Origin of the sequence: Pseudomonas sp. IT-P176, from assembly GCF_949767245.1 — a bacterium.
Taxonomy (GTDB): Bacteria; Pseudomonadota; Gammaproteobacteria; order Pseudomonadales; family Pseudomonadaceae; genus Aquipseudomonas.
Map to the genome: position 1 here is coordinate 201,459 of NZ_CATKPN010000090.1, position 22,406 is coordinate 223,864.

At 61.3% G+C, this 22,406-nt stretch carries 21 protein-coding genes; 4 read left to right on the plus strand and 17 right to left on the minus strand.

Going from position 1 to position 22,406, the window contains the following annotated elements; genetic code table 11:
* Positions 1–29: 29 nt before the first annotated feature.
* The 3 genes from guaB to ACM6IP_RS23665 all read right to left on the minus strand — a co-directional run bounded on the left by guaB (position 30) and on the right by ACM6IP_RS23665 (position 3,067).
* Entirely contained in the window at positions 30–1,499 is a 1,470-nt protein-coding gene (gene guaB / locus ACM6IP_RS23655; RefSeq protein WP_095166020.1) for an IMP dehydrogenase, read from the minus strand.
* A 116-nt stretch (positions 1,500–1,615) separates the two neighbouring features.
* The gene (locus ACM6IP_RS23660) at positions 1,616–2,164 is read right to left on the minus strand and encodes a sugar ABC transporter ATPase (RefSeq protein ID WP_414862383.1); all 549 of its coding nucleotides are present in this window, start codon (positions 2,162–2,164) and stop codon (positions 1,616–1,618) included.
* A 135-nt stretch (positions 2,165–2,299) separates the two neighbouring features.
* Positions 2,300–3,067 (minus strand): sulfite exporter TauE/SafE family protein, encoded by a 768-nt coding sequence (locus ACM6IP_RS23665; protein WP_159997791.1) that lies wholly within the window; start codon positions 3,065–3,067, stop codon positions 2,300–2,302.
* 99 nt (positions 3,068–3,166) lie between these two features.
* On the opposite strand from ACM6IP_RS23665, the gene ACM6IP_RS23670 reads away from it, so the two are divergent.
* The 4 genes from ACM6IP_RS23670 to leuA all read left to right on the plus strand — a co-directional run bounded on the left by ACM6IP_RS23670 (position 3,167) and on the right by leuA (position 8,350).
* Positions 3,167–4,063, plus strand: coding sequence for a LysR family transcriptional regulator (locus ACM6IP_RS23670; protein WP_401126236.1), 897 nt, complete (start codon positions 3,167–3,169; stop codon positions 4,061–4,063).
* 44 nt (positions 4,064–4,107) lie between these two features.
* A complete protein-coding gene (gene xseA, locus ACM6IP_RS23675; RefSeq protein WP_159998906.1) occupies positions 4,108–5,487 on the plus strand; it encodes an exodeoxyribonuclease VII large subunit in 1,380 nt (459 codons plus the stop codon).
* 3 nt (positions 5,488–5,490) lie between these two features.
* A complete protein-coding gene (locus ACM6IP_RS23680) occupies positions 5,491–6,312 on the plus strand; it encodes a peptidoglycan DD-metalloendopeptidase family protein (RefSeq protein ID WP_159997795.1) in 822 nt (273 codons plus the stop codon).
* A 358-nt stretch (positions 6,313–6,670) separates the two neighbouring features.
* Complete coding sequence (gene leuA / locus ACM6IP_RS23685) at positions 6,671–8,350, plus strand: 2-isopropylmalate synthase (RefSeq protein WP_095166031.1); 1,680 nt, start codon at positions 6,671–6,673, stop codon at positions 8,348–8,350.
* Positions 8,351–8,518: 168 nt separating this feature from the next.
* On the opposite strand, the gene ACM6IP_RS23690 is transcribed toward leuA, so the two are convergent.
* From ACM6IP_RS23690 to hscA, 14 genes are all read right to left on the minus strand, one after another.
* The gene (locus ACM6IP_RS23690) at positions 8,519–9,310 is read right to left on the minus strand and encodes an amidohydrolase (RefSeq protein ID WP_095166032.1); all 792 of its coding nucleotides are present in this window, start codon (positions 9,308–9,310) and stop codon (positions 8,519–8,521) included.
* Entirely contained in the window at positions 9,298–10,446 is a 1,149-nt protein-coding gene (locus ACM6IP_RS23695; protein WP_414862384.1) for a pyridoxal phosphate-dependent aminotransferase, read from the minus strand. The genes ACM6IP_RS23690 and ACM6IP_RS23695 overlap by 13 nt, the downstream gene beginning before the upstream one ends.
* Positions 10,447–10,603: 157 nt before the next feature.
* A complete protein-coding gene (der, locus tag ACM6IP_RS23700) occupies positions 10,604–12,067 on the minus strand; it encodes a ribosome biogenesis GTPase Der (protein ID WP_095166035.1) in 1,464 nt (487 codons plus the stop codon).
* Positions 12,068–12,250: 183 nt separating this feature from the next.
* Positions 12,251–13,402 (minus strand): outer membrane protein assembly factor BamB, encoded by a 1,152-nt coding sequence (gene bamB / locus ACM6IP_RS23705; RefSeq protein ID WP_095166036.1) that lies wholly within the window; start codon positions 13,400–13,402, stop codon positions 12,251–12,253.
* Positions 13,395–14,036, minus strand: a complete 642-nt coding sequence (locus ACM6IP_RS23710) for a tetratricopeptide repeat protein (RefSeq protein WP_095166039.1) — start codon at positions 14,034–14,036, stop codon at positions 13,395–13,397. The genes bamB and ACM6IP_RS23710 overlap by 8 nt, the downstream gene beginning before the upstream one ends.
* Before the next feature lie 40 nt (positions 14,037–14,076).
* On the minus strand, positions 14,077–15,366 hold the full coding sequence (gene hisS, locus ACM6IP_RS23715; RefSeq protein WP_095166040.1) for a histidine--tRNA ligase: 1,290 nt from the start codon (positions 15,364–15,366) through the stop codon (positions 14,077–14,079).
* 22 nt (positions 15,367–15,388) lie between these two features.
* The gene (gene ispG / locus ACM6IP_RS23720; RefSeq protein ID WP_095166042.1) at positions 15,389–16,498 is read right to left on the minus strand and encodes a flavodoxin-dependent (E)-4-hydroxy-3-methylbut-2-enyl-diphosphate synthase; all 1,110 of its coding nucleotides are present in this window, start codon (positions 16,496–16,498) and stop codon (positions 15,389–15,391) included.
* Between the two features lie 3 nt (positions 16,499–16,501).
* Positions 16,502–17,491 carry a RodZ domain-containing protein gene (locus ACM6IP_RS23725; RefSeq protein WP_401126231.1) on the minus strand — a complete coding sequence of 330 codons (990 nt, stop codon included), beginning with the start codon at positions 17,489–17,491 and terminating at the stop codon, positions 16,502–16,504.
* Positions 17,491–18,249, minus strand: a complete 759-nt coding sequence (gene pilW / locus ACM6IP_RS23730; RefSeq protein WP_401126229.1) for a type IV pilus biogenesis/stability protein PilW — start codon at positions 18,247–18,249, stop codon at positions 17,491–17,493. Before pilW ends, ACM6IP_RS23725 begins: the two co-directional genes overlap by 1 nt.
* 12 nt (positions 18,250–18,261) lie before the next feature.
* Positions 18,262–19,410, minus strand: a complete 1,149-nt coding sequence (gene rlmN, locus ACM6IP_RS23735) for a 23S rRNA (adenine(2503)-C(2))-methyltransferase RlmN (protein ID WP_095166047.1) — start codon at positions 19,408–19,410, stop codon at positions 18,262–18,264.
* 28 nt (positions 19,411–19,438) lie between these two features.
* The gene (ndk, locus tag ACM6IP_RS23740; protein WP_007916882.1) at positions 19,439–19,864 is read right to left on the minus strand and encodes a nucleoside-diphosphate kinase; all 426 of its coding nucleotides are present in this window, start codon (positions 19,862–19,864) and stop codon (positions 19,439–19,441) included.
* A gap of 88 nt (positions 19,865–19,952) precedes the next feature.
* Positions 19,953–20,153 (minus strand): Fe-S cluster assembly protein IscX, encoded by a 201-nt coding sequence (gene iscX / locus ACM6IP_RS23745; protein WP_008084655.1) that lies wholly within the window; start codon positions 20,151–20,153, stop codon positions 19,953–19,955.
* Between the two features lie 14 nt (positions 20,154–20,167).
* Positions 20,168–20,509, minus strand: a complete 342-nt coding sequence (gene fdx / locus ACM6IP_RS23750; RefSeq protein WP_095166049.1) for an ISC system 2Fe-2S type ferredoxin — start codon at positions 20,507–20,509, stop codon at positions 20,168–20,170.
* Positions 20,509–22,374, minus strand: a complete 1,866-nt coding sequence (gene hscA / locus ACM6IP_RS23755; protein ID WP_401126224.1) for a Fe-S protein assembly chaperone HscA — start codon at positions 22,372–22,374, stop codon at positions 20,509–20,511. The genes fdx and hscA overlap by 1 nt, the downstream gene beginning before the upstream one ends.
* Between the last annotated feature and the right edge of the window lie 32 nt (positions 22,375–22,406).

Sequence of the window (22,406 nt, forward strand, 5' to 3'; positions counted from 1 at the left end):
CCCGGTTGCTTGATGATTTGCCTGAAGCCTCAACCTACGCGGTAGTTTGGCGCTTCTTTGGTGATCTGCACGTCATGAACGTGGGATTCGGCCATGCCGGCACCGGTGATCCGCACGAACTCAGGCTTGGTGCGCATTTCTTCGATGTCGGCGCTGCCGGTGTAGCCCATCGAGGAACGCAGACCGCCCATCAGTTGGTGAATGATCGCGCTCAGGGTGCCCTTGTAAGGAACACGGCCCTCGATCCCTTCCGGAACCAGTTTCTCGGCGCCTGCCGAGGAGTCCTGGAAGTAACGGTCGGAGGAGCCTTGCGCCTGGGACATGGCGCCCAGCGAACCCATGCCGCGATAAGCCTTGTACGAACGGCCCTGGTACAGTTCGATCTCGCCTGGCGCTTCTTCAGTACCGGCGAACATCGAGCCCATCATCACGCAGGACGCACCGGCCACGATGGCCTTGGACAGGTCACCGGAGAAACGGATGCCGCCATCGGCGATCAACGGCACGCCAGTGCCTTCAAGGGCAGCGGCAACGTTGGCGATGGCGCTGATTTGCGGCACGCCGACACCCGCGACGATACGGGTGGTGCAGATCGAGCCAGGGCCGATACCGACCTTGACCGCATCCGCGCCCGCTTCGGCCAGGGCCTTGGCAGCAGCGCCGGTGGCGATGTTGCCGCCGATCACCTGGACTTGCGGGAAGTTCTGCTTGACCCAACGCACGCGGTCGATCACGCCTTTGGAGTGACCGTGGGCAGTGTCGACCACCACCACGTCAACGCCGGCGTTGACCAGGGCCGCGACGCGATCACCGGTGTCTTTGCCGGTACCGACGGCAGCGCCCACACGCAGACGACCTTGATCGTCCTTGCTGGCCAGCGGGTAAGCCTTGGCTTTTTCGATGTCGTTGACGGTCATCATGCCCTTGAGGGCAAACTTGTCGTCGACGATCAGCACGCGCTCGATGCGGTGCTTGTGCAGCAGTTCGCGCACGTCGTTCTTGTCGGCGCCTTCCTTGACCGTGACCAGGCGCTCTTTAGGCGTCATCACTTCACGGACAGTGGCTTCCATACGGTTTTCGAAACGGACGTCGCGGGAGGTGACGATGCCGACCAGGTCGCCATCGTGCAGCACAGGAACACCGGAGATGTTATGCAGGCCGGTCAGTTCGAGCAGTTCGCGAACGGTGGCGTCAGCCTCGATGGTGATCGGGTCCTTGACCACACCGGCTTCGTAACGCTTGACCTTGCGCACTTCGGCAGCTTGCTGCTCGATGGTCATGTTCTTGTGGATAATGCCGATGCCACCTTCCTGAGCCATGGCGATTGCCAGACGGGCTTCAGTGACGGTGTCCATGGCGGCGGAAACCAGTGGGATATTCAGCTCGATGCCACGGGTAAGGCGGGTCTTCAAACTGACTTCATTAGGCAGTACTTCGGAATAACCGGGCACTAAAAGAATGTCGTCGAAGGTCAGAGCTTCTTGGCTGATACGCAGCATCGCGGGGGCTCCCGAGCGGGAAATTGGAAGCGCGACATTATAGTCAGACACCCCCTCAGGTTCAATGTAAAACTCTGTCTATTATCGACGCGGTGATCGACGGGGGTTGTTGTCGCCTACAACTCGACCCTGACCCAACTGACAGGCAAGTCCAGCCACTCGGCAAATTCGTCGATAAAACTCTGCTTGAAGCCGGCCTCGGCCCAGTTGTTGAAGATGAAGCCCAGGTTGGAAAACCCGCACTCCTGCAAGAACAGGAAGCCATTGATGTCGTCTTCATGCCCGCATTCGGGGCAGATGAAGTTGTCGGTGCGCCCGGGCATCCAGTCTTCCAGGCTGTCGAACAGCGCCTCGCCGACTTCCTTGCGGCACTCGGCGCAGCCGGCCTCCTCGAGAAACCCTTTGGCGGGGGTATAGATGCAGCGCTTGGTGATGATTTCCAGGCCGTTGATCGACTCACCGAACGGCAGCGCCTGCGGGTGCAGCACCACGTCGCGCGCGCCGGGGGCAATGGCGTGGGCCATGCGATTGCCAGTGCGCCCGCAGGTTGTGAGTTGTTCTTCGATGATGTTCTTGCGCACCAGCCACCGCACAATCGCCCGCGCCCGGGGTTCGTGCACCGGCAGGGTGGAGATTTTCGGGACGAGGATGCTTTGCGAGTTCATGACGAGTCCTGCTGTATGGCTACTGCCGCCATCGCGGGCGAGCCCGCTCCCACAGGTGATCGAGTCTGATGTGGGAGCGGGCTTGCCCGCGATGGCGCCCTAAAGGCCGGCAGCTTAATCCCTGACAGACTCAGGTCAAGTGCTGAAGTAGCGGGTCAACAAGGCAATCCCGCTGGCCAGCACCAGCCAGGTGACCAACCGCACGAAGGCCTCGCGAGACAACTTCAGGGCCAGGCGCCGGCCGATCCACAATCCCAGCGCCATGGCCGGCAACAGACACAGGGCCAACAGTAACAAGGGTAGCTCGGCGTAGACCCCGGCGATCAGGAACAGGCTCAGGCGCACCAGGGTGCTGCAACTGATCAAGGCACTTTGCGTGGCGCGGGCGGCATCCTTGGACAGGCGGCTGTTGAGATAAATCGCATACAAAAAGCCGCCACTGCCGAACAACGCGCCAAACAAGCCACCGACCGTGCCCATGGGAATCGCCCAACCGGCGGCCAACTGCGCCGGGCGTACCTTCACCCATAGGCTGTACATGGCGTAGGCCGTGATGAACAGGCCCATCAATAGCAACAACAGGTCAGACTTGAGGTTCAGCAGGAAGATCACCCCCAGGGTGCAGCCCAGCGCCATGCACGGCAGCAGGCGCAACAACTCCGGCCTGGCCACATCACGGCGCGAGGGCAGCAGGTTGCCGAACGCGGCGACAAAATCCAGCAGGACCAGCAAGGGCACGATTTTCGACAGCGGCAGGAACAGGATCAGGATCGGCCCCGCCACCAGGGCCGTGCCAAAACCGGCAATGCCAAACACGATATAGGCCAGGCTGATTGCCAGGGCGATGATCAGCCAGTCCGTGGCGCCGAATGGCCATTGCTGCAATAACTCGATCAGGTTCATCAGGGCTTTCCTTAATTTGGCGCTGATCACTTTAGCCAGCGTGGAGCATTGCGACTAATATCTTCCCGACCCTCAACCCATCTCAAAAAGGCATGGCTTGTGCTTTCGACCCGTCAATTGCGTTACTTCGTGGAAATCGCCGAGTGCGGCAGCTTCAGTGCCGCCGCCGAACGCCTGTTCATCGCCCAATCAGCCCTGAGCCGGCAGATCAAGGACATGGAGAGCCGCCTGCAGACCCCGCTGTTCGAACGCACTGCGCGCCAGCCACGGCTCACCGCCGCCGGCCAGGCTTTCCTGCCTCGGGCCGCAAGCCTGCTGAGTGAACTGCTCAAGGCCAGTGAGATGGCGACGCAGGTCGGCAACGGCCAACTCGGCACCTTGCGCCTGAGTCACTCCAGCACCGTTCCCATGAGTGGCCGGGTGCTGCGCGGCATCAGCGCTTACCTGGAGCAGCAGGTGGACGTGTCGATGGACATCGTCAAGCTATCCTCCGAGGCCCAGCTGCAGGAACTCGCCGAGGGTCGCCTGGACGTTGGCCTGCTGCGCCTGCCCGTGCTGCGCCAGCGCGAAGGGGTGCAGATCATCGAGCTGTACCGCGAACGCTTGCTGCTGGCGGTGCCGCCTGGGCATGCACTGGCGCGCAATACACCCGAACAAGGCATCGAGCTGGGGCAACTGAGGGAGTTGCCGTTCATCTCCATTCCGCACCCGCAACGCGGCGGCTTGAGTTACCTGTCCGCCGAGCTGTGCATGCGCCAGGGTTTCTTTCCCAAGGCCGCGCGGGTGGTGTCGCGCAAAACCACCCAGTTGCAACTGATCCAGGCCGGGTTCGGCATTGCCCTGCTCCCGGAATCGATGCAGGACATCGCGCCGCCGGACATTCACTTCCTGCCCTTGGCCGACCCGGATTGCTACAGCAGCGTCGCCCTCGCCTGCCGGCAAGATCCCAGCGCGCTGGTCGAGCAATTCGTTGAACACATCAGCCGGCCGGCGTAGGGGGATCGTGCATTGCGCGGGAGATTGGCTTTATCATGCGCCCCATGATTAAAGATCCCTTTGCAAGACTCGGCCTGGACCGCGAAGTCCTCACCGTCAGCCAACTCAATGGCCGCGCGCGGGTGCTGCTCGAAGACGTGTTCAGCAACATCTGGGTCGAAGGCGAAATCTCCAACCTCGCCCGCCCGGCGTCCGGTCATGTGTATTTCACCCTCAAGGACAGCGGCGCCCAGGTGCGTTGCGCGCTGTTCCGGCAGAACGCCGCACGGGTGCGCCAGGCTCTCAAGGATGGCCTGGCCGTCAAGGTGCGGGGAAAGGTCTCGCTGTTTGAAGGACGCGGCGACTACCAGCTGATTCTCGATACTGTCGAGCCCGCTGGCGAAGGTGCACTGCGCCTGGCATTCGATGCACTGAAGGAAAAGCTCAGCGCCGAAGGCCTGTTCAGCGCCGAGCGCAAAGTGCCGCTGCCGGCCCATCCGCAGCGCATTGGTATTATCAGTTCGCCCACCGGCGCGGTGATCCGCGACATCATCAGCGTGTTTCGCCGCCGTGCGCCTCAGGTGTCGCTGACCTTGATCCCTACCGCCGTGCAAGGCCGCGAGGCCACTGCGCAGATTGTCCGCGCCCTGCAACTGGCCGACGCCAGGGGTTTTGACGCCTTGATCCTGGCCCGGGGCGGCGGCTCGCTGGAAGACCTCTGGTGCTTCAACGAAGAAGCCGTGGCCCGTGCCGTGGATGCCTGCGTCACGCCAATCGTCAGCGCCGTCGGGCATGAGACCGATGTGTCGATCAGCGACTTTGTGGCGGACGTCCGTGCGCCCACGCCGTCGGCCGCCGCCGAACTGCTGGCACCGGACTCCAGCGATCTGCTGCGCCGGGTCGAAAGCCTGCATCGGCGCCTGGTGATGCGCATACGCGACCGCCTGATGCGCGATCGCTTGCGCCTGGAAGGCATGTCCCGCCGCCTGCGCCATCCGGGTGAACGCCTGCGCCAACAAGCACAACGCCTCGATGATCTGGACATGCGCCTGCGTCGAGCCTTCGAGCGCAGCCTCAACACCCGCCGCGAACGCTTGATCCGCCTGGAAACCCGCCTCGCCGGGCAACATCCGGGGCGGCAACTGGCATTGCTGCGCCAGCGCCTGGATAGTTTTGCCGAACGTTTGCCCCGGGCCATGCGTGAAGGGCTCAAATCCCGGCGCCTGCAGTTGCAAAGTCAGGTCCAGACCCTGCAGGTGGTCAGCCCGCTCGCGACACTGGCCCGTGGCTACAGCATTTTGCTCGATGAACGTGGCAATGCGATCCGCAGCGCCGGACAAACCCATACCGGCCAGCGCCTGACAGCCAAGCTGGGCGAAGGCCAATTGCAGGTCCGGGTCGAAGACAATCACCTGACACCCGTCACCCTTTCTCTACTGGATTGATCGATGCCGCGTTTTTTTGCTCCGCTGCTGCTGTTATGCCTGACCTTCAACGCCCACGCCGACAGTTACATCACCCGCCTGCTGAACAAGCCGGTGCCGGGTGGTGTGGCGGTGGTCGACCTCGGTTCTGCGGCGCAGGCGCCCAAAGCCAGCTACCAGGGCAAGCCGGTGCTGGTGGTCAAGGAACAGAACAACTGGCTGGCGATAGTCGGCGTGCCCCTGACCGTCAAGCCGGGTACCCAGCAAATCAGCAGCGCGGGACGCAACCTGAGCTTCGCGGTGGGTAACAAGAAATATCCGGAACAACGCATCACCCTGAAAAACACCCAGCAGGTCAACCCCAACCCGGCCAACCTTAAGCGCATCGAGAGCGAGCTGGCCGTGCAGATCCAGGCTTACCGCACTTTCAGCCCCAATACCCCGAGCAACCTGCTGCTGGACAAACCGGTCAACGGGCCACTGTCGAGCAAGTTCGGCGTGCGCCGTTTCTTCAACGGTGAAGAGCGCAATCCCCACTCGGGCCTGGACTTCGCCGTACCCGCCGGGACCCCGATCAAGACCCCGGCCAATGGCAAGGTGATCCTGATCGGTAACTACTTCTTCAACGGCAATACCGTGTTCGTCGACCACGGCCAGGGCTTCATCAGCATGTTCTGCCACATGTCGAAGATCGACGTGAAGCTCGGCCAGACGCTGGCACGTGGTGCCGTGGTCGGCAAGGTCGGCGCCACCGGCCGCGCGACCGGTCCGCACATGCACTGGAATATCAGCCTGAACGATGCGCGGGTTGACCCGGCGATTTTCATTGGGGCATTCCAGCCCTGATGGATTGGCGAGGCTGGCGGCCTCATCGCCAGCCTTCAATTGCGCATTGCTCCACCCCTACGCAAACATCCAGATAATTATCAAAACAGCCCGCAATAAAATCTCGATAAAAGTAACTTTTCGAGTATTCCTATCAAAGTTTTTCGACTGCTTGCCATCTTTTCCCGGCGCGGTTAGGGTTGAAAGCATGAAAACCTCTCACACCCTCATTCAGCTTCGCCAGCACCGCAGCCTGTGCCTCGTCAGCGCACGACTGCCAGGCTGAATCGCAGCGCCTCGCCCCTAGATTTATCCAACGCAACAGTGATCCACCGGCAGGCCGCCTCTTTTCGGCCAACAACAGAATAAGGACTCCCAGATGAGCATGCTCAAAGACCCGTCTTCGAAATACCGCGCGTTCCCGACCATCGACATTCCAGATCGCACCTGGCCGTCGAAGACCATCACGTCCGCGCCGATCTGGTGCAGCTCCGACTTGCGCGATGGCAACCAGTCGCTGATCGAGCCGATGGATGCGGTGAAAAAGCTGCGCTTCTGGAAAACCCTGGTGCAGGTGGGCGTGAAGGAAATCGAAGCGTCCTTCCCGGCCGCTTCGCAAACCGATTTCGACTTCGTGCGGACCTTGATCGAAGACGGCCACATCCCTGACGACACCACCATCCAGGTGTTGACCCAGGGTCGTGAAGACCTGATCGCCCGCACCTTCGAATCCCTGCGCGGGGCGAAAAAGGCCATCGTTCACCTCTACAACGCCACCTCCCCGTCCTTCCGCCGGATCGTCTTCAACCAGGACAAGGACGGCATCAAGGAAATCGCGGTCAGCGCCGCCAAGCTGTTCGTCAAGTACGCCGCGCAGCAGCCGGAGACCGAGTGGACGTTCGAATACTCGCCAGAGACCTTCAGCGCCACTGAGCTGGAGTTCGCCAAGGAAGTCTGTGACGCGGTGATCGAGGTCTGGAACCCGACGCCGGAACACAAGATGATCCTCAACCTGCCTGCGACCGTCGAGTGTGCCACGCCGAACATCTATGCCGACCAGATCGAGTGGTTCGGCCGCCACATCAACCGTCGTGACAGCGTGCTCATCAGCCTGCACACCCACAACGACCGTGGCACTGGTGTTGCTGCCACCGAGCTGGGCCTGATGGCTGGCGCCGACCGTGTCGAAGGCTGCCTGTTCGGCAACGGCGAGCGCACCGGCAACGTCGACCTGGTCACCGTGGCCTTGAACCTCTACACCCAGGGCGTGAACCCTGAGCTGGACTTCTCCGACATCGACGGCGTGCGTAAAGTCGTCGAAGAGTGCAACCAGATTGCCGTGCACCCACGCCACCCTTATGTCGGCGACCTGGTGCACACCGCGTTCTCCGGCTCCCACCAGGACGCCATCCGCAAGGGCTTCGCCCAGCAGCAGGCGGACGCCCTGTGGGAAGTGCCGTACTTGCCGATCGACCCGGCCGACATCGGGCGCAGCTACGAGGCGGTGATCCGCGTCAACAGCCAGTCCGGCAAAGGCGGGATTGCCTACCTGCTGGAACAGGAATACGGCATCAACTTGCCGCGCCGCATGCAGATCGAGTTCAGCCAGGTGGTGCAACGCGAGACCGATCGCCTGGGCCTCGAGATGAGCGCACAACAGATCCACGCCTTGCTGCACAGCGAGTACTTGCAGGCCAACACCCCGTACGCGCTGGTCAGCCATCGCCTGCAGGAAGAAAACGGCCACAGCGCCGTGGAAGTGGAAGTCTCGAGCAAGGGCCAGGGCGAAACCAACCTGCACTGGCGCGGCAAGGGCAATGGCGCCCTGGAAGCCCTGGTGGCCGGTTTGCCGATCCCGGTGGAGATCATGGACTACAACGAACACGCCATCGGCGCGGGGACCAATGCCAAGGCCGCGGCCTACATTGAACTGCGAGTCAACGGCGAACGCGCAGTGCATGGCGTGGGCATCGATGAAAACATCACCACCGCCAGCTTCAAGGCCCTGTTCAGCGCGCTGAACCGCTCCCTGAGCCAGCCACAGGCCAAAGCGGCTTAAGCCTACGCTGCAATGCAAAAGGCCCCGAATTTCGGGGCCTTTTTGTTTGTCCTTGAGGGCCTCATCGCGGGCAAGCGGAGCGCCGCCCGGCCCGCTCCCACAGAGGGTGTGCAATCCATTGTGGGAGCGGGCTTGCCCGCGATGAGGCCAGATCAGACGATGCGAAATTCAGGTGAACTCGAAGGTATCGGCATCCAGGTTCGCCGGGAACCGTGTGCGGTAGGCGGCCAGTTCGGCCGCGTCGAGCACCACCTGGAACACCCCGTCCGCCTCGCCAGCGCTGAGCAGGGTCTCGCCCTGGAAGTCCAGCACCTGGCTGTCGCCGGTATAGGCAAAGCCCTTGCCATCGGTACCCACCCGGTTCACCGCGGCGACGTAACACAGGTTCTCGATGGCCCGGGCCGGCAGCAGGCGATTCCAGTGCTGGCGGCGCGCGCCCGGCCAGTTGGCGGTGTACAGCAGCAGGTCAGTGTCCTGGGGATCGCGGCTCCACACCGGGAAGCGAAGGTCGTAGCAAATCAACGGGCGTATGCGCCACCCCTTGAGTTCGAACTGCACTTGGCGCTCGCCAGGCGTGAAGTGATTGTGTTCGCCCGCCATGCGGAACAGGTGACGCTTGTCGTAATGCCAGACTTCGCCATCGGGTCGCGCCCACAGCAGGCGGTTGCGGTGGCTGCCATCGGCGGCCTGGACGATGATGCTGCCGGTAATCACCGCATCCAGCTTCGCCGCCTGGGTCCGCAGCCATTTGCTGGTCGGGCCGTTTTCCGCTTCGGCGAGGGTGGCCGACTCCATGGAGAAACCCGTGGTGAACATCTCCGGCAGGATGATCAGGTCCGCGCCGCGCGCCTGCTCCAGCAACAGTTCGAAGTGCTCGAGATTGGCCTGGCGGTCGTGCCAGGCCAGGGTGGTCTGGATCAGCGCCAGGTTGAGGTTGGGCAGGTTGCTCAGATCACGCATAATTTTTCCGCCGCCTCACGCAGCGTCTCCTCTCGCTTGGCAAAACACAGGCGCACCAGGCGTTGTTCCTGCGGTGGGTTCTGGTAGAACACTGACACCGGAATCGCCGCCACACCGTGCTCACGGGTCATCCAGACAGCCATGTCGACATCGTTCAGGTCCGGGCGGATCTGCGAGTAATCGACCAGTTGGAAATACGTCCCGGTGACCCGGATAAAGCTGAATCGCGATGGCTGCAACAGATCGCAGAACAGGTCACGCTTGGCCTGATAGAACGCCGGAAGTTGTTCGACGTGCTCCGGATGGGCCGCCATATAGTCGGCCAGCGCGTACTGCAACGGGGTCACGCCGCAAAAGCTGACGTACTGGTGCACCTTGCGCAGCTCTGCGGTGAGGGCCGGTGGCGCCACGACGTAGCCGGTCTTCCAGCCGGTGACGTGGTAGGTCTTGCCGAACGAACTGACCACAAAGGCGCGTTGATACAGCTCTTCATGGGCCAGCACGCTGACATGGGGTACGCCGTCATAAACGAGGTGCTCATAGACCTCGTCGCTGACCAGGTAGATGTCGCGGTCACGGATCAACTCGGCCAGTTGCTCCAGCTCGGCACGGGAAATCAGCGCGCCACTGGGGTTGTGCGGCGAGTTGAGGATGATCATCCGCGTCCGCGGGCTGAGCGCATCCTTAAGAGCCTGGAAGTCGATCGAGAAGTCCTTCGCTGCCAGCTGCACATGCACGCAGCGCCCGCCTGCCAGGGCCACCGAGGGCTCGTAGCTGTCATAGGCCGGGTCAAAGACGATGACCTCGTCACCGCTGTGGATCACCGCCTGGATCGCGCAGAAGATCGCCTGGGTGGCACCCGGGGTGATCGTCACCTCATCCTCGGCATCGACGCTGACCCCATAGCTGCGGGTGATTTTCGCCGCCACCTGTTGGCGCAATGCCGGCAGGCCGGTCATGGGGCAATACTGGTTGTGCCCATTGGCAACATGCCATCCCAGCGCGTCGCGCAGGGCTTGCGGGCCATCGAAATCGGGGAAACCCTGGGACAGGTTGAGCGCGCCGCTCGAAGCCGCGAGCTGGGACATTTGGGTGAAGATAGTGATGCCGACATTCGGCAGCTTGCTGGTGATCATCAGTGGGCCCCTGCTGGTGAGCCATGAGTTTCAAGCGACAAGCGGCAAGTGGTCAAGCCTCAACCCAGCAGATGCAAAAAAGGGTCCTGAAGAGGACCCTTTTTGCTGGCTTGAGCAAGCTGCAAGCGTTCACTTGCAGCGGCTCACTCGAAGCGGCTCACTTTTTATCGCGGCGCTTCTTGTCGGCTTTCTTGTGGTGCGACATCAAACGACGCTTCTTGTTGACCTGGCGGTCGGTGAGCGTGTTCTTCTTCGCCTCATACGGGTTCTCGCCACCCTTGAACTCGATGCGGATCGGCGTACCGACCAGCTTCAGCACACGGCGGTAAGTGTTTTCCAGGTAACGCACGTAGGAATTCGGAACCTTCTCGACCTGGTTACCGTGGATCACGATCAGCGGCGGGTTGGCACCACCCAAGTGGGCGTAGCGCAGCTTGATCCGGCGGTTGTTGACCATCGGCGGCGCGTGCTCGCCCACGGCGTCTTCGAGGATCTGGGTCAGGCGGTTGGTCGGCCAGCGAGTGATCGCCGACTTGAACGAGTTCTGTACCGACTGGTACAGGTTGCCCACGCCAGTGCCGTGCAAGGCCGAGATGAAGTGGATGTCGGCGAAGTCGACGAAGAACAACCGACGCTCCAGCTCGATCTTCACGAAGTCGCGTTCCGACGACGTCATGCCGTCCCACTTGTTCAGTGCGATAACGATGGCGCGACCGGCTTCCAGGGCAAAGCCCAGCAGGTTCAGGTCGTGGTCGACCACGCCTTCACGGGCGTCCATCACAAAGATCACCACGTTGGCGTCTTTGATTGCTTGCAGGGTCTTGACCACCGAGAACTTTTCGACTTCCTCGTTGATCTTGCCGCGCTTGCGCACACCCGCGGTGTCGATCAGCGTGTACTTCTCGTCGTTACGCTCGAACGGGATGTAGATGCTGTCGCGAGTGGTGCCGGGTTCGTCATAGACGATCACCCGGTCTTCACCGAGCATGCGGTTGACCAGGGTCGACTTGCCGACGTTCGGCCGGCCGATGATAGCGATCTTGATGCCGTCTTTTTCGCTTGGACCAGGAATCCGTACCGCTTCTTCGCCTTCGGCGACGTTGGCGTTCAGATCCTCTTCTTCGGTGTCACGCGGGAAATCGGCGAGGGCGGCTTCCAGCAGGGTGTTGACACCGCGACCTTGTGCACCGGCAACGCCAATGGCGTGGCCCATGCCCAGGGGGGCAAATTCAGCGCGGGCCATTTCCGGATCGATGTTGTCGATCTTGTTGGCAACCAGCAGGGAGCGTTTGTTGCGCTTGCGCAAGTGCTCGGCAATCATCTGGTCAGCGGCGGTGAAGCCCGCCTTGGCGTCTACCAGGAACAGAACGACATCGGCTTCTTCGATGGCCAGCAGCGACTGCTCGGCCATCTTTTCGTCCATGCCGTGTTCGTCACCGGAAATACCACCGGTGTCGACCAGGATATAGGAGCGCCCTTGCCACTTTGCCTCACCGTATTGGCGATCACGGGTCAGACCGGAAAGGTCGCCGACAATAGCGTCGCGGCTTTTGGTCAGGCGGTTGAACATGGTGGATTTGCCGACGTTCGGTCGGCCCACCAGGGCGATTACGGGAACCATGCGGCTCTCCACTTCGTTATTTCAGAAAATACAAAAGCCGCTGCGAGGCAGCGGCTGGTGCTCGTGTAGGAGCGAGCTTGCTCGCGAAGAACGTCACCACACCGCGTTTATCCAGACTGCACGCGTTATCGTTGACGTCCATCGCGAGCAAGCTCGCTCCTACCTATAGGTCCAGCATAGTTCTTACTTGATGGTCAGCGCTTCCAGTTTGCCGCTGTTGCCATACACATAAATCGTGTCACCCACCACCAGCGGACGGGCACGAAGGCCGTCGCTGTCGATGCGTTCACGGCCGACGAAACGGCCATCCACCTGACTCAACAGGTGCAGGTAACCTTCCAGGTCACCGACTGCAACGTAGCTGGAGAACACTTCCGGGGCCGACAGTTGACGACGGGCCAGCGAATCGTTGCTCCACAAGGCTGTGGTGGAACGTTCGTCGACGCCTTCAACGGTACCCGAAGACAGACTCACATAAACGTTGCCGAAACCTTGAGCGACACCGGCGTAGCTGGAAGCATCACGCTGCCACAGCTGACGACCGCTCTCCAGGTCCAGTGCCGCAACGCGACCCTGGTAGCTGGCGACATACAGGGTACCGCCGGACAACAGCAGGCCACCGTCGATGTCGACTACACGATCCAACTCGGAACGGCCCTGCGGGATCGCTACACGCGTTTCCCACATCGGCACGCCGTTGTTGATGTTCAGCGCCACCACTTTACCGGTCGACAGACCGGCTAGCGCCAGGCGGTTGGTCACGATCGGCGCGCTGGTGCCGCGCAGGGTCAGGACCGCCGGGGTGCTGTCGTACAACCAACGCTGGTTGCCAGTGGCGGCGTCCAGACCGATCAGGCGATCGTCCTGGGTTTGCACCACGACCACATCACCGTTGTTGGCAGGCGGGGCCAGCACTTCGCTGGTGACCCGGGCACGCCACTTCTCTTCACCGTTGATGGCATCCAGGGCAATGACTTCACCCTTGAGGGTACCGACCATGACCAGCCCGTAACCCACGCCGACGGCGCCGGAAACCGGCAGCTCGAGGTCTTTCTCCCACTTGACGTCACCGTTACCGCGATCCATCGCCATGACCGTGCCATTCACGTCACCGGCATAGATGGTGTCGCCGTCGATGGCCGGCACCAGCATGTTGTAGGTTTCGCCCTGACCGTCACCGATCGAACGACTCCACTGCTTTTGCAGGACCACTTCTTCCTTGAAGTCGACCAGTTCGGCCGGTGGCAGTTCTTTTTTGCTGTTGCTGCTGCAACCCGCGGCCAGGACGGCCAGAGCCAGCAATGCTGCATGTTTCCAACGAATCACGTCACGCATCCCCTTTGGCCAGGTCGTCCAGCTTGATTTGTAGGCCACCGACCGCTGCTTCATCCGACAGCGCCGCCTTGGCTTTCTGGTATGCCGCATGGGCTTCGTCGGTACGACCCAACTGGACCAGCAGGTCACCCTTGAGTTCCTCGCGAGTAGCCAGGAATGCCTTGTCCGCGTCGCCTTCGAGCAGCTTCAGGGCTTCGTCGGTCTTGTTCTGCGCCGCCAGCACCTGGGCCAGACGCTGACGCGCCACTTCGCCCAGGGTCGGGTTGACCGGTTTGTCAGCCACGGCCTTGAGTTCGTTGGCAGCGTCGTCGAGCTTGCCGCTGTCGACCGCGACCTTGGCCACGAACAGGCGACCGTACTGCGCGTAGGCAGTACCACCGAACTCGCTGTTGAGCTTGTTGGCGAGGTCCGCGACACGGGCCGCGTCAGGCTTGCCGTCCGGGGTCAGCGTGGTTTCCAGCAACTCCTGGTAGAGCATCGAGGCGCCTTGCGACTGGTTGCTCTGATACTTCTGGAACGCCTGCCAGCCGAACACGATGACCAGCGCCAACAGGCCGCCAGTGACCAGGGGTTTACCGTTGCGCGTCCACCAGTCCTTCAAATCCGCCAGCTGTTCATCTTCGGTACTCGACACCCCAATACTCCTTATTCGCTAAATCGGCTGTTTGACAGCTTCAACCCTGCACGACGCAGGTGGCCAGGTGAGCGGCGAGCGCGTCCCAGGCAATGCTTTGTTGTTCGCCCTGGCCACGCAGGGGTTTGAAACCTACCACTTGCTGGGCCATCTCGTCGTCACCGAGGATCAGTGCGTACAGCGCACCGCTCTTGTCGGCTTTCTTGAACTGGCTTTTGAAACTGCCAGCGCCGGCGTTCACTTGCAGGCGCAGGTTGGGCAACTGGTCACGCACCCGCTCGCTCAGGGTCAGGGCGGCCAGTTCGGCAGCCTCGCCAAAGGCGCACAGGTAGACGTCGACCTGCCGGGAAATCTCTTGCGGGATCTGCTCCAGGGTTTCCAGCAGCAACACCAGGCGCTCGATGCCCATGGCGAAACCCACGCCGGTGGTTGGCTTGCCGCCCATCTGCTCGACCAGGCCATCGTACCGGCCGCCCGCGCACACGGTGCCCTGGGCGCCGAGCTTGTCGGTGACCCATTCGAATACGGTCTTGCTGTAGTAATCCAACCCGCGCACCAGCTTGGGGTTGATCACATAAGGAATGCCGGCGGCGTCCAGACGGGCCTTGAGGCCTTCGAAGTGCGCGCGCGACTCGTCATCCAGGTAGTCGGCCATCTTCGGTGCATCGACCAGTACCGCCTGGGTATCGGCGTTCTTGGTGTCGAGCACGCGCAGCGGGTTGGTCTTCAGGCGACGCTGGCTGTCTTCGTCCAGTTGGTCCAGGCGTGCCGAGAGGTACTCGACCAGCGCCTCGCGGTAACGCCCACGGGACTCGCTGGTGCCCAGGCTGTTGAGCTCGAGCTTGACCGCATCGCGGATCCCCAGCTCGCCCCACAGGCGCCAGGTCAGCACGATCAGCTCGGCATCGATGTCCGGACCGTCGAGGTTGAACACTTCGACACCGATCTGGTGGAACTGGCGATAGCGGCCTTTCTGTGGACGCTCGTGGCGGAACATCGGGCCGATGTACCAGAGTTTCTGCACCTGGCCACCGCCGGTGATGCCGTGCTCCAGCACGGCCCGGACGCAGGCTGCGGTGCCCTCGGGACGCAGGGTCAGCGAATCGCCGTTGCGGTCCTCGAAGGTGTACATCTCTTTTTCGACGATATCGGTCACTTCACCGATGGAGCGCTTGAACAGCTCGGTGAACTCGACGATCGGCATGCGGATCTGCTTGTAACCGTAGTTATCCAGCAGACGCGAAACAGTACCTTCGAAATGACGCCACAGCGGGGTCTGTTCGGGCAGGATGTCGTTCATGCCACGGATGGCTTGCAGAGACTTGCTCACAAAAATTCCTTAATTCGTTTGATCAGCCGCGAGCGATCAGCGCTGCGTCGGCTTCGACCTTTTCGGCCGCTTTCTGGCGGATCAGCCGTTCCAGTTCATCCACCAGATTGTCATTCGTCAGTTTCTGCGCCGGCTTGCCGTCGATGTAGATCAGGTTCGGCGTGCCGCCAGTAAGGCCGATATGGGCCTCCTTGGCTTCGCCAGGACCGTTGACCACACAGCCGATGACCGCGACATCCAGCGGCACCAGCAGATCTTCGAGGCGCCCTTCCAGCTCGTTCATGGTCTTGACCACATCGAAGTTCTGCCGCGAGCAGCTCGGGCAGGCGATGAAGTTGATGCCACGGGAACGCAGGTGCAGGGACTTGAGGATGTCGTAGCCGACTTTCACTTCCTCGACCGGATCAGCCGCCAGCGAGATGCGGATAGTATCGCCAATCCCTTCGGCGAGCAGCATACCGAGGCCCACCGCGGATTTCACTGTGCCTGAACGCAATCCACCGGCCTCGGTGATGCCCAGGTGCAACGGCTGGACGATTTCCTTAGCCAGCAGGCGGTAGGCTTCGACGGCCATGAACACGTCGGAGGCCTTCACGCTGACCTTGAAGTCCTGGAAATTCAGGCGCTCAAGGTGCTCGACGTGGCGCAAGGCCGACTCCACCAGCGCTGCTGGCGTTGGCTCGCCGTATTTCTTTTGCAGGTCTTTTTCCAGGGAACCGGCGTTGACCCCGATGCGGATCGGGATCCCACGGTCGCGGGCGGCATCGACCACCGCACGCACGCGATCTTCACGACCGATGTTGCCCGGGTTGATCCGCAGGCAATCGACACCCAGTTCAGCGACCCGCAAGGCGATCTTGTAGTCGAAGTGAATGTCGGCCACCAGCGGCACCTTCACCAACTGCTTGATCCGACCGAAGGCTTCCGCAGCGTCCATGTCCGGGACGGAAACCCGCACGATGTCGACGCCAGCGGCTTCCAGACGGTTGATCTGGGCCACGGTGGCAGCAACATCGTTGGTGTCGCTGTTGGTCATGCTCTGCACAGCGATAGGCGCATCACCGCCCACCGGTACCGAACCGACCCAGATCTTGCGGGATTCGCGACGTTTGATTGGAGATTCGCCGTGCATGACTTATTGACCCAACTTCAGGCGAGCAGTCTCGCCACTGGTGAACGGAGCTACATCGACTGCTTGCCCGTTGTAGCTGACTTGCGCGCCGCGGGCAAAGCCCAGGCGGACAGCAAAGGGTGGCTTGCCGCTGACATCGACGGTCTCGCCCTTGCGTTTCAGACCGCTGAACAGCACTTTGCCGTTGCCGTCGGAGACCTGCGTCCAGCAGTCGGACACGTACTGGATACGGACCTGGCCAGAGCCGGCCACCGGCGCGGTTGCCACCGGGGCAGGCGCTACCGGCGCACTGACCACGGGTGCCGGGGCCACGGGAGCAACCGGGGCGACAGGTGCCGCAGGGGTGACTGGCGTCGCAACCACAGGCGCAGCAGGCGTCGCCGCCGGGACCTGGGTAGTTTGCGCGGCTGGGGCCTCGGAGGCACCTTCAGGCAAGGCCAGTGGAGTGGTGCTTTCGGTCTGGGCTTGGACGACGGCCTGGTCTTCCGGCTCGTCCAGCGGATGGATCTGGGTAGTGCCGTCGGCGCCTTCGACTTCGACGTGCTCGGGGTTCAGGCCGATCAAGTCCTTGGTGCGCAGCGAGGTTTGATCCTGCCACCAGACAAAACCGCCGCCCACGACCGCAATCAGCAACAGCAGGCTGACAATGCGCAGGATGGTATGGGAAATACGGCTGGGCTCCTCGATACGTCCCAGGCTATGGACGTTGCTGCCCTGGGCGTCGGTGCCGGTGTGCTGGTCGAATTGCTGAACCAGGACGGCCTGGTCCATGCCGAGCAATTTGGCATAGGTACGGATATAGCCGCGGGCAAAGGTATGCCCTGGCAACTTGTCGAACGCGCCAGCTTCCAGGTTACCCAGGGAAATCACGGTGAGATTGAGCTTTACCGCTACTTCAGCCAACGACCAACCATTGCTTTCGCGGCCCTGACGCAAGGTCTCTCCGGGGTTTACGCGAGTCGCTGCTACAACTTCGGGATGCGCCGCTTTCATCATTGCTCCGACAGGTATTGCTGATATTCCGGCGTACCGGGATAGAGTCGTTTTAATTGCAGGCCCAGACTGGCAGCCTTGTCGCGATCTTCGAACACACTGGCCAGCCGAACGCCGAGCCATAGACTACGTGCATTTTGCTCGGCGAGCAGGCTAAAACGGTCGTAATAGTCACGCGAGGGCACATAATGCCTGTCTTCGAAGGACAACTCAGCCATTTCCAGCAAAGCCCGCGGTTGCTGGCGGTTCAGGCGCAGGGCTTTTTCCAGCTGTTGCCGGGCCAGATCACGCTGACCGAGCATCGCGGCCGTCATGCCGAGGTTCTCGAAGACCCGCGAACGTTCAGGATAAAGGCTATCGGCAGCGGCCTGTTGAAAGCGCTCGTAGGCTTCTTTGTAGCGTTTCTCTTCATAGAGAAAACTGCCGAAGTTATTGAGGATACGCGCATCGCCCGGGCGGGCCGCGAGGGCCTTGCGAAAGTGCTGCTCGGCCAGTTCCGGTTCCATTTCTGCCTGGAACACCAGGCCCAGGGCGGCGTTGGCATCGGCGTCACTGCTGTCGAGCTCGAGGGCTTTGCGCAGCGGGACTTTCGCCTGCTCGGTCATGCCCTGGCGCAGGTAGCCCATGCCCAGTTGCACATAGGCACCTCGCGCCTCGTCACGGCCCTTGCTGGTCTTCATTGGATCGAAATCACCCGATGAGACGCAGCCAGCCGAGAGGCTGGCCAACAGCAGGAGCAGCGCAACGCGCAGGGACATAGAGATCCTCTCTTAGGTACGATTCGCAGCGTCTTGCGCCAGATCGCTGTCGGCGTTCAATTCCCGCACAGCGATGTAACGTTCGCTACGGCGGGTGCGATCCAGCACCTGCCCGACCAATTGACCACAGGCGGCATCGATGTCTTCGCCGCGGGTGGTGCGCACCGTGACGTTGAAGCCAGCGTGGTGCAGTTGGTCCTGGAAACGCCGGATAGCGTTGTTGCTCGGCCGTTCGTAACCGGAGTGCGGGAACGGGTTGAACGGGATCAGGTTGATCTTGCACGGGATGTTCTTGAGCAACTCGATCATTTCCACCGCGTGCTCGACCTTGTCATTGATGTCTTTGAGCAAGGTGTACTCGATGGTCAGCACACGTTTTTCGCCCAGGGACGACATGTAGCGCTGGCACGACTCGAGGAGCATCTTAAGTGGATACTTCTTGTTGATCGGCACCAATTGGTTACGCAATGCGTCATTGGGTGCGTGCAGCGACAACGCCAGGGATACGTCGATGTGCTTGGACAGCTCGTCGATCATCGGCACCACACCGGAGGTCGACAGGGTCACGCGGCGTTTGGAAATGCCGTAGCCCAGGTCGTCCATCATCAGGTGCATGGCGGCGATGACGTTGTCGAAGTTCAGCAGCGGCTCACCCATGCCCATCATCACCACGTTGGTGATGGCACGGTCGGCGGTCGCCGGGATGCTGCCAAACGATTTATTGGCAATCCACACCTGGCCGATGACTTCGGCGGCGGTGAGGTTGCTATTGAAGCCTTGCTTGCCGGTGGAGCAGAAACTGCAATCCAGGGCACAGCCTGCCTGGGACGAAACGCACAAGGTGCCACGTTTGCCCTGGGGAATGTACACGGTCTCGACACAGCTGCCGGACGCCACGCGCACCACCCACTTACGGGTGCCGTCGCTGGAAATGTCCTCGCTGACCACTTCGGGACCACGGACTTCAGCAATGACCTTGAGCTTGTCGCGCAGGGCCTTGCTGACGTTCGTCATGGCGTCGAAATCGTCGACGCCAAAGTGGTGAATCCATTTCATTACCTGACCGGCACGGAAACGCTTCTCCCCGATTGAGTCGAAGAATTTTTCCATTTCCAGCTGAGTCAGACCCAGCAGGTTAGTTTTAACAGTCGATGTAGTCATGGATTCACCTTCACTCTTAAGCCAATGCTTAGCGAGTGGTTACTTCAGTAGCTGCGAAGAAGTACGAGATTTCGCGAGCAGCAGCGGCTTCGGAGTCCGAACCGTGTACAGCGTTGGCGTCGATGGAGTCAGCGAAGTCAGCGCGGATGGTGCCGGCAGCAGCTTCTTTAGGGTTGGTAGCGCCCATCAGCTCACGGTTCAGAGCGATAGCGTTTTCGCCTTCCAGAACCTGTACAACAACCGGGCCGGAGATCATGAAAGCAACCAGGTCGCCGAAGAAACCACGAGCGCTGTGCTCAGCGTAGAAGCCTTCGGCTTCAGCTTTGGACAGTTGCTTGAGTTTCGAAGCTACAACGCGCAGGCCAGCTTTTTCGAAACGAGTGGTGATCTCGCCGATAACGTTTTTTGCAACAGCGTCAGGCTTGATGATGGAGAAAGTACGTTGAACAGCCATGGTGTAACTCCAGAAACGGTAATTTGCGAAAAATTAAACCCGCGAATTATACGCGGGTTCTTGGGTATTGCCTAACCTGCGGGGACGATCAGTCCAATTCTTCAGCCCAGAGCGTCTGAACCGCTTCCAACACCTTCTCGCCAACACGACCAGAGGTATTGTCAAAATCCGGCAGCTCTTTGATCCATTGCTGCAGATCGACGAAATTGACAGAAAACGGGTCTACGCCCGGCTTGGCCTCGGCCAACTCTTCTGCAATGCGTTGAACATCATTCCAACCGTAGCTCATGACAGTCTTACCAGTCAGTGCGGCGCTTCAGCCGCATGGTTAAGCGAATATTTCGGGATTTCGACGGTGATGTCTTCTTCACCCACTATAGCCTGACAGGCCAGGCGGGACACAGGCTCCAGACCCCAGGCCCGATCAAGATAGTCCTCTTCCAGCTCGTCGGCCTCTTCCAGCGAGTCAAAACCCTCACGAATCAGGCAGTGACACGTAGTGCAAGCACAGACGCCGCCGCAGGCGCTTTCCATCTCGATGTGGTGTTCGTGGGCCAGCTCGAGAATAGAGGTGCCGGGCTCAGCCTCGACAACCATGCCGTCCGGGCAGAACTTCTCGTGTGGCAGAAAAATGACCTGCGGCATCAGATATCCTCGATTTCATTCAGATTGCGCCCCGACAGAGCGGCTTTCACCGTCTGGTCCATGCGACGGGCTGCAAAAGCATCGGTCACTTGCGACAGACGCTTGGTCTGCTGCTCGATGGCGTAACCATCAGTACCTTTCATCAGTTCGATCAGTTCCTGCACCTGCAGGTCGATAACCATGCGCTCTTCGGCGTCGAGCAAGCGCTCGCCATCAGCCTCCAGGGCACCCTGCACCGCCTCGACCAGGCGCTGGGCATCAACTTGCTGCTCGCGCAGGACGCGGGCGACCTTGTCGTCATTGGCGTGTTGGAACGAATCCTTGAGCATGCGGGCAATTTCGCCGTCGGTCAGGCCGTAGGATGGCTTGACCTGGATGCTCGCCTCGACACCCGAACCCAGCTCGCGCGCCGAAACGCTGAGCAGGCCGTCGGCGTCGACCTGGAAGGTCACACGAATCTTCGCTGCACCGGCAACCATGGCCGGAATCCCGCGCAATTCAAAACGCGCCAGGGAGCGGCAATCGCTGATCAGCTCACGCTCGCCCTGCAGCACGTGAATCATCATGGCCGACTGGCCGTCTTTGTAAGTGGTGAAGTCCTGGGCGCGCGCCACCGGGATCGTGGTGTTGCGTGGAATCACCTTCTCCATCAGGCCGCCCATGGTTTCCAGCCCCAGCGACAACGGAATCACGTCGAGCAGGAGCAGTTCGCCACCGTCACGCTTGTTGCCCGCCAGGGTATCGGCCTGGATCGCAGCACCAATGGCCACCACTTGATCCGGATCGATTTCCGTCAGCGGCTGGCGACCAAACGCTTCAGCGACAGCCTCACGCACCCGCGGCACACGGGTGGAACCACCGACCATGACCACTGCGTGCACGTCGTCCAGCTCGATGCCGGAGTCACGCACGGCACGACGGCAGGCCTTGAGGCTGCGCGCGACCATTGGCTCGATCAGCGCATCAAAGGCTTCACGGGTCAGCTCGGCTTTCCAGGCACCATGGACCACTTCGACCGACGCGGCATTGGTCAACGCTTCCTTGGCCGCGCAGGCGGTTTGCAACAGTTGACGCTGCGCGCCCGGATCGAGGTCGGCGGACAAGCCGGCGCTCTCGATGATCCAACCCGCAATCGCGTGGTCAAAATCGTCGCCACCCAGGGCGCTGTCGCCGCCGGTAGCCAGGACCTCAAACACACCGCCGGTCAGGCGCAGAATCGAAATATCGAAGGTGCCGCCGCCCAGGTCATAGATAGCGACCAGGCCTTCGGCGTGCTGGTCCAGCCCGTAGGCGACCGCCGCAGCCGTTGGCTCATTGAGCAAGCGCAGCACGTTCAGGCCGGCCAGCTTGGCCGCATCCTTGGTGGCTTGGCGCTGGGCATCGTCGAAGTAGGCCGGAACCGTGATCACGGCACCCACCAACTCACCACCCAACGCCGCTTCGGCGCGCTGACGCAGGACCTTGAGGATGTCGGCGGAGACTTCGACCGGGCTTTTCGGCCCTTGAACAGTGTCGATGAACGGCATGTGCGACTCGCCACCGACAAAGCGGTACGGCAGTTGCTCGCCCAGCTGCTTGACGTCGGACAGACCACGACCCATCAAGCGCTTGACCGACAACACCGTATTCAACGGGTCGGTAGCAGCAGCCAGCCTGGCGGACTCGCCCACTTCGACGCGATCAGCGTGATAGCGCACGGCAGACGGCAGGATGACCTGCCCGTCAGCGTCGGCCAGCGGCTCGGAAAGACCACTGCGCAACGCAGCGACCAGCGAATTGGTAGTGCCCAAGTCGATCCCCACAGCCAGACGACGCTGGTGCGGTTGAGGACTTTGGCCGGGTTCGGCGATCTGCAGTAGGGCCATCGTTATCAGGACTTATCTGTATATCAGGCGTG

Excerpts from the sequence above, each read along its gene's own strand:
- guaB (WP_095166020.1), bottom strand. The coding sequence starts at position 1,499 with ATGCTGCGTATCAGCCAAGAAGCTCTGACCTTCGACGACATTCTTTTA.
- ACM6IP_RS23660 (WP_414862383.1), bottom strand. The coding sequence starts at position 2,164 with ATGAACTCGCAAAGCATCCTCGTCCCGAAAATCTCCACCCTGCCGGTG.
- ACM6IP_RS23665 (WP_159997791.1), bottom strand. The coding sequence starts at position 3,067 with ATGAACCTGATCGAGTTATTGCAGCAATGGCCATTCGGCGCCACGGAC.
- xseA (WP_159998906.1), top strand. The coding sequence starts at position 4,108 with ATGATTAAAGATCCCTTTGCAAGACTCGGCCTGGACCGCGAAGTCCTC.
- ACM6IP_RS23680 (WP_159997795.1), top strand. The coding sequence starts at position 5,491 with ATGCCGCGTTTTTTTGCTCCGCTGCTGCTGTTATGCCTGACCTTCAAC.
- leuA (WP_095166031.1), top strand. The coding sequence starts at position 6,671 with ATGAGCATGCTCAAAGACCCGTCTTCGAAATACCGCGCGTTCCCGACC.
- ACM6IP_RS23690 (WP_095166032.1), bottom strand. The coding sequence starts at position 9,310 with ATGCGTGATCTGAGCAACCTGCCCAACCTCAACCTGGCGCTGATCCAG.
- ACM6IP_RS23695 (WP_414862384.1), bottom strand. The coding sequence starts at position 10,446 with ATGATCACCAGCAAGCTGCCGAATGTCGGCATCACTATCTTCACCCAA.
- der (WP_095166035.1), bottom strand. The coding sequence starts at position 12,067 with ATGGTTCCCGTAATCGCCCTGGTGGGCCGACCGAACGTCGGCAAATCC.
- bamB (WP_095166036.1), bottom strand. The coding sequence starts at position 13,402 with ATGCGTGACGTGATTCGTTGGAAACATGCAGCATTGCTGGCTCTGGCC.
- ispG (WP_095166042.1), bottom strand. The coding sequence starts at position 16,498 with ATGCACGGCGAATCTCCAATCAAACGTCGCGAATCCCGCAAGATCTGG.
- ACM6IP_RS23725 (WP_401126231.1), bottom strand. The coding sequence starts at position 17,491 with ATGAAAGCGGCGCATCCCGAAGTTGTAGCAGCGACTCGCGTAAACCCC.
- pilW (WP_401126229.1), bottom strand. The coding sequence starts at position 18,249 with ATGTCCCTGCGCGTTGCGCTGCTCCTGCTGTTGGCCAGCCTCTCGGCT.
- rlmN (WP_095166047.1), bottom strand. The coding sequence starts at position 19,410 with ATGACTACATCGACTGTTAAAACTAACCTGCTGGGTCTGACTCAGCTG.
- ndk (WP_007916882.1), bottom strand. The coding sequence starts at position 19,864 with ATGGCTGTTCAACGTACTTTCTCCATCATCAAGCCTGACGCTGTTGCA.
- iscX (WP_008084655.1), bottom strand. The coding sequence starts at position 20,153 with ATGAGCTACGGTTGGAATGATGTTCAACGCATTGCAGAAGAGTTGGCC.
- fdx (WP_095166049.1), bottom strand. The coding sequence starts at position 20,509 with ATGCCGCAGGTCATTTTTCTGCCACACGAGAAGTTCTGCCCGGACGGC.
- hscA (WP_401126224.1), bottom strand. The coding sequence starts at position 22,374 with ATGGCCCTACTGCAGATCGCCGAACCCGGCCAAAGTCCTCAACCGCAC.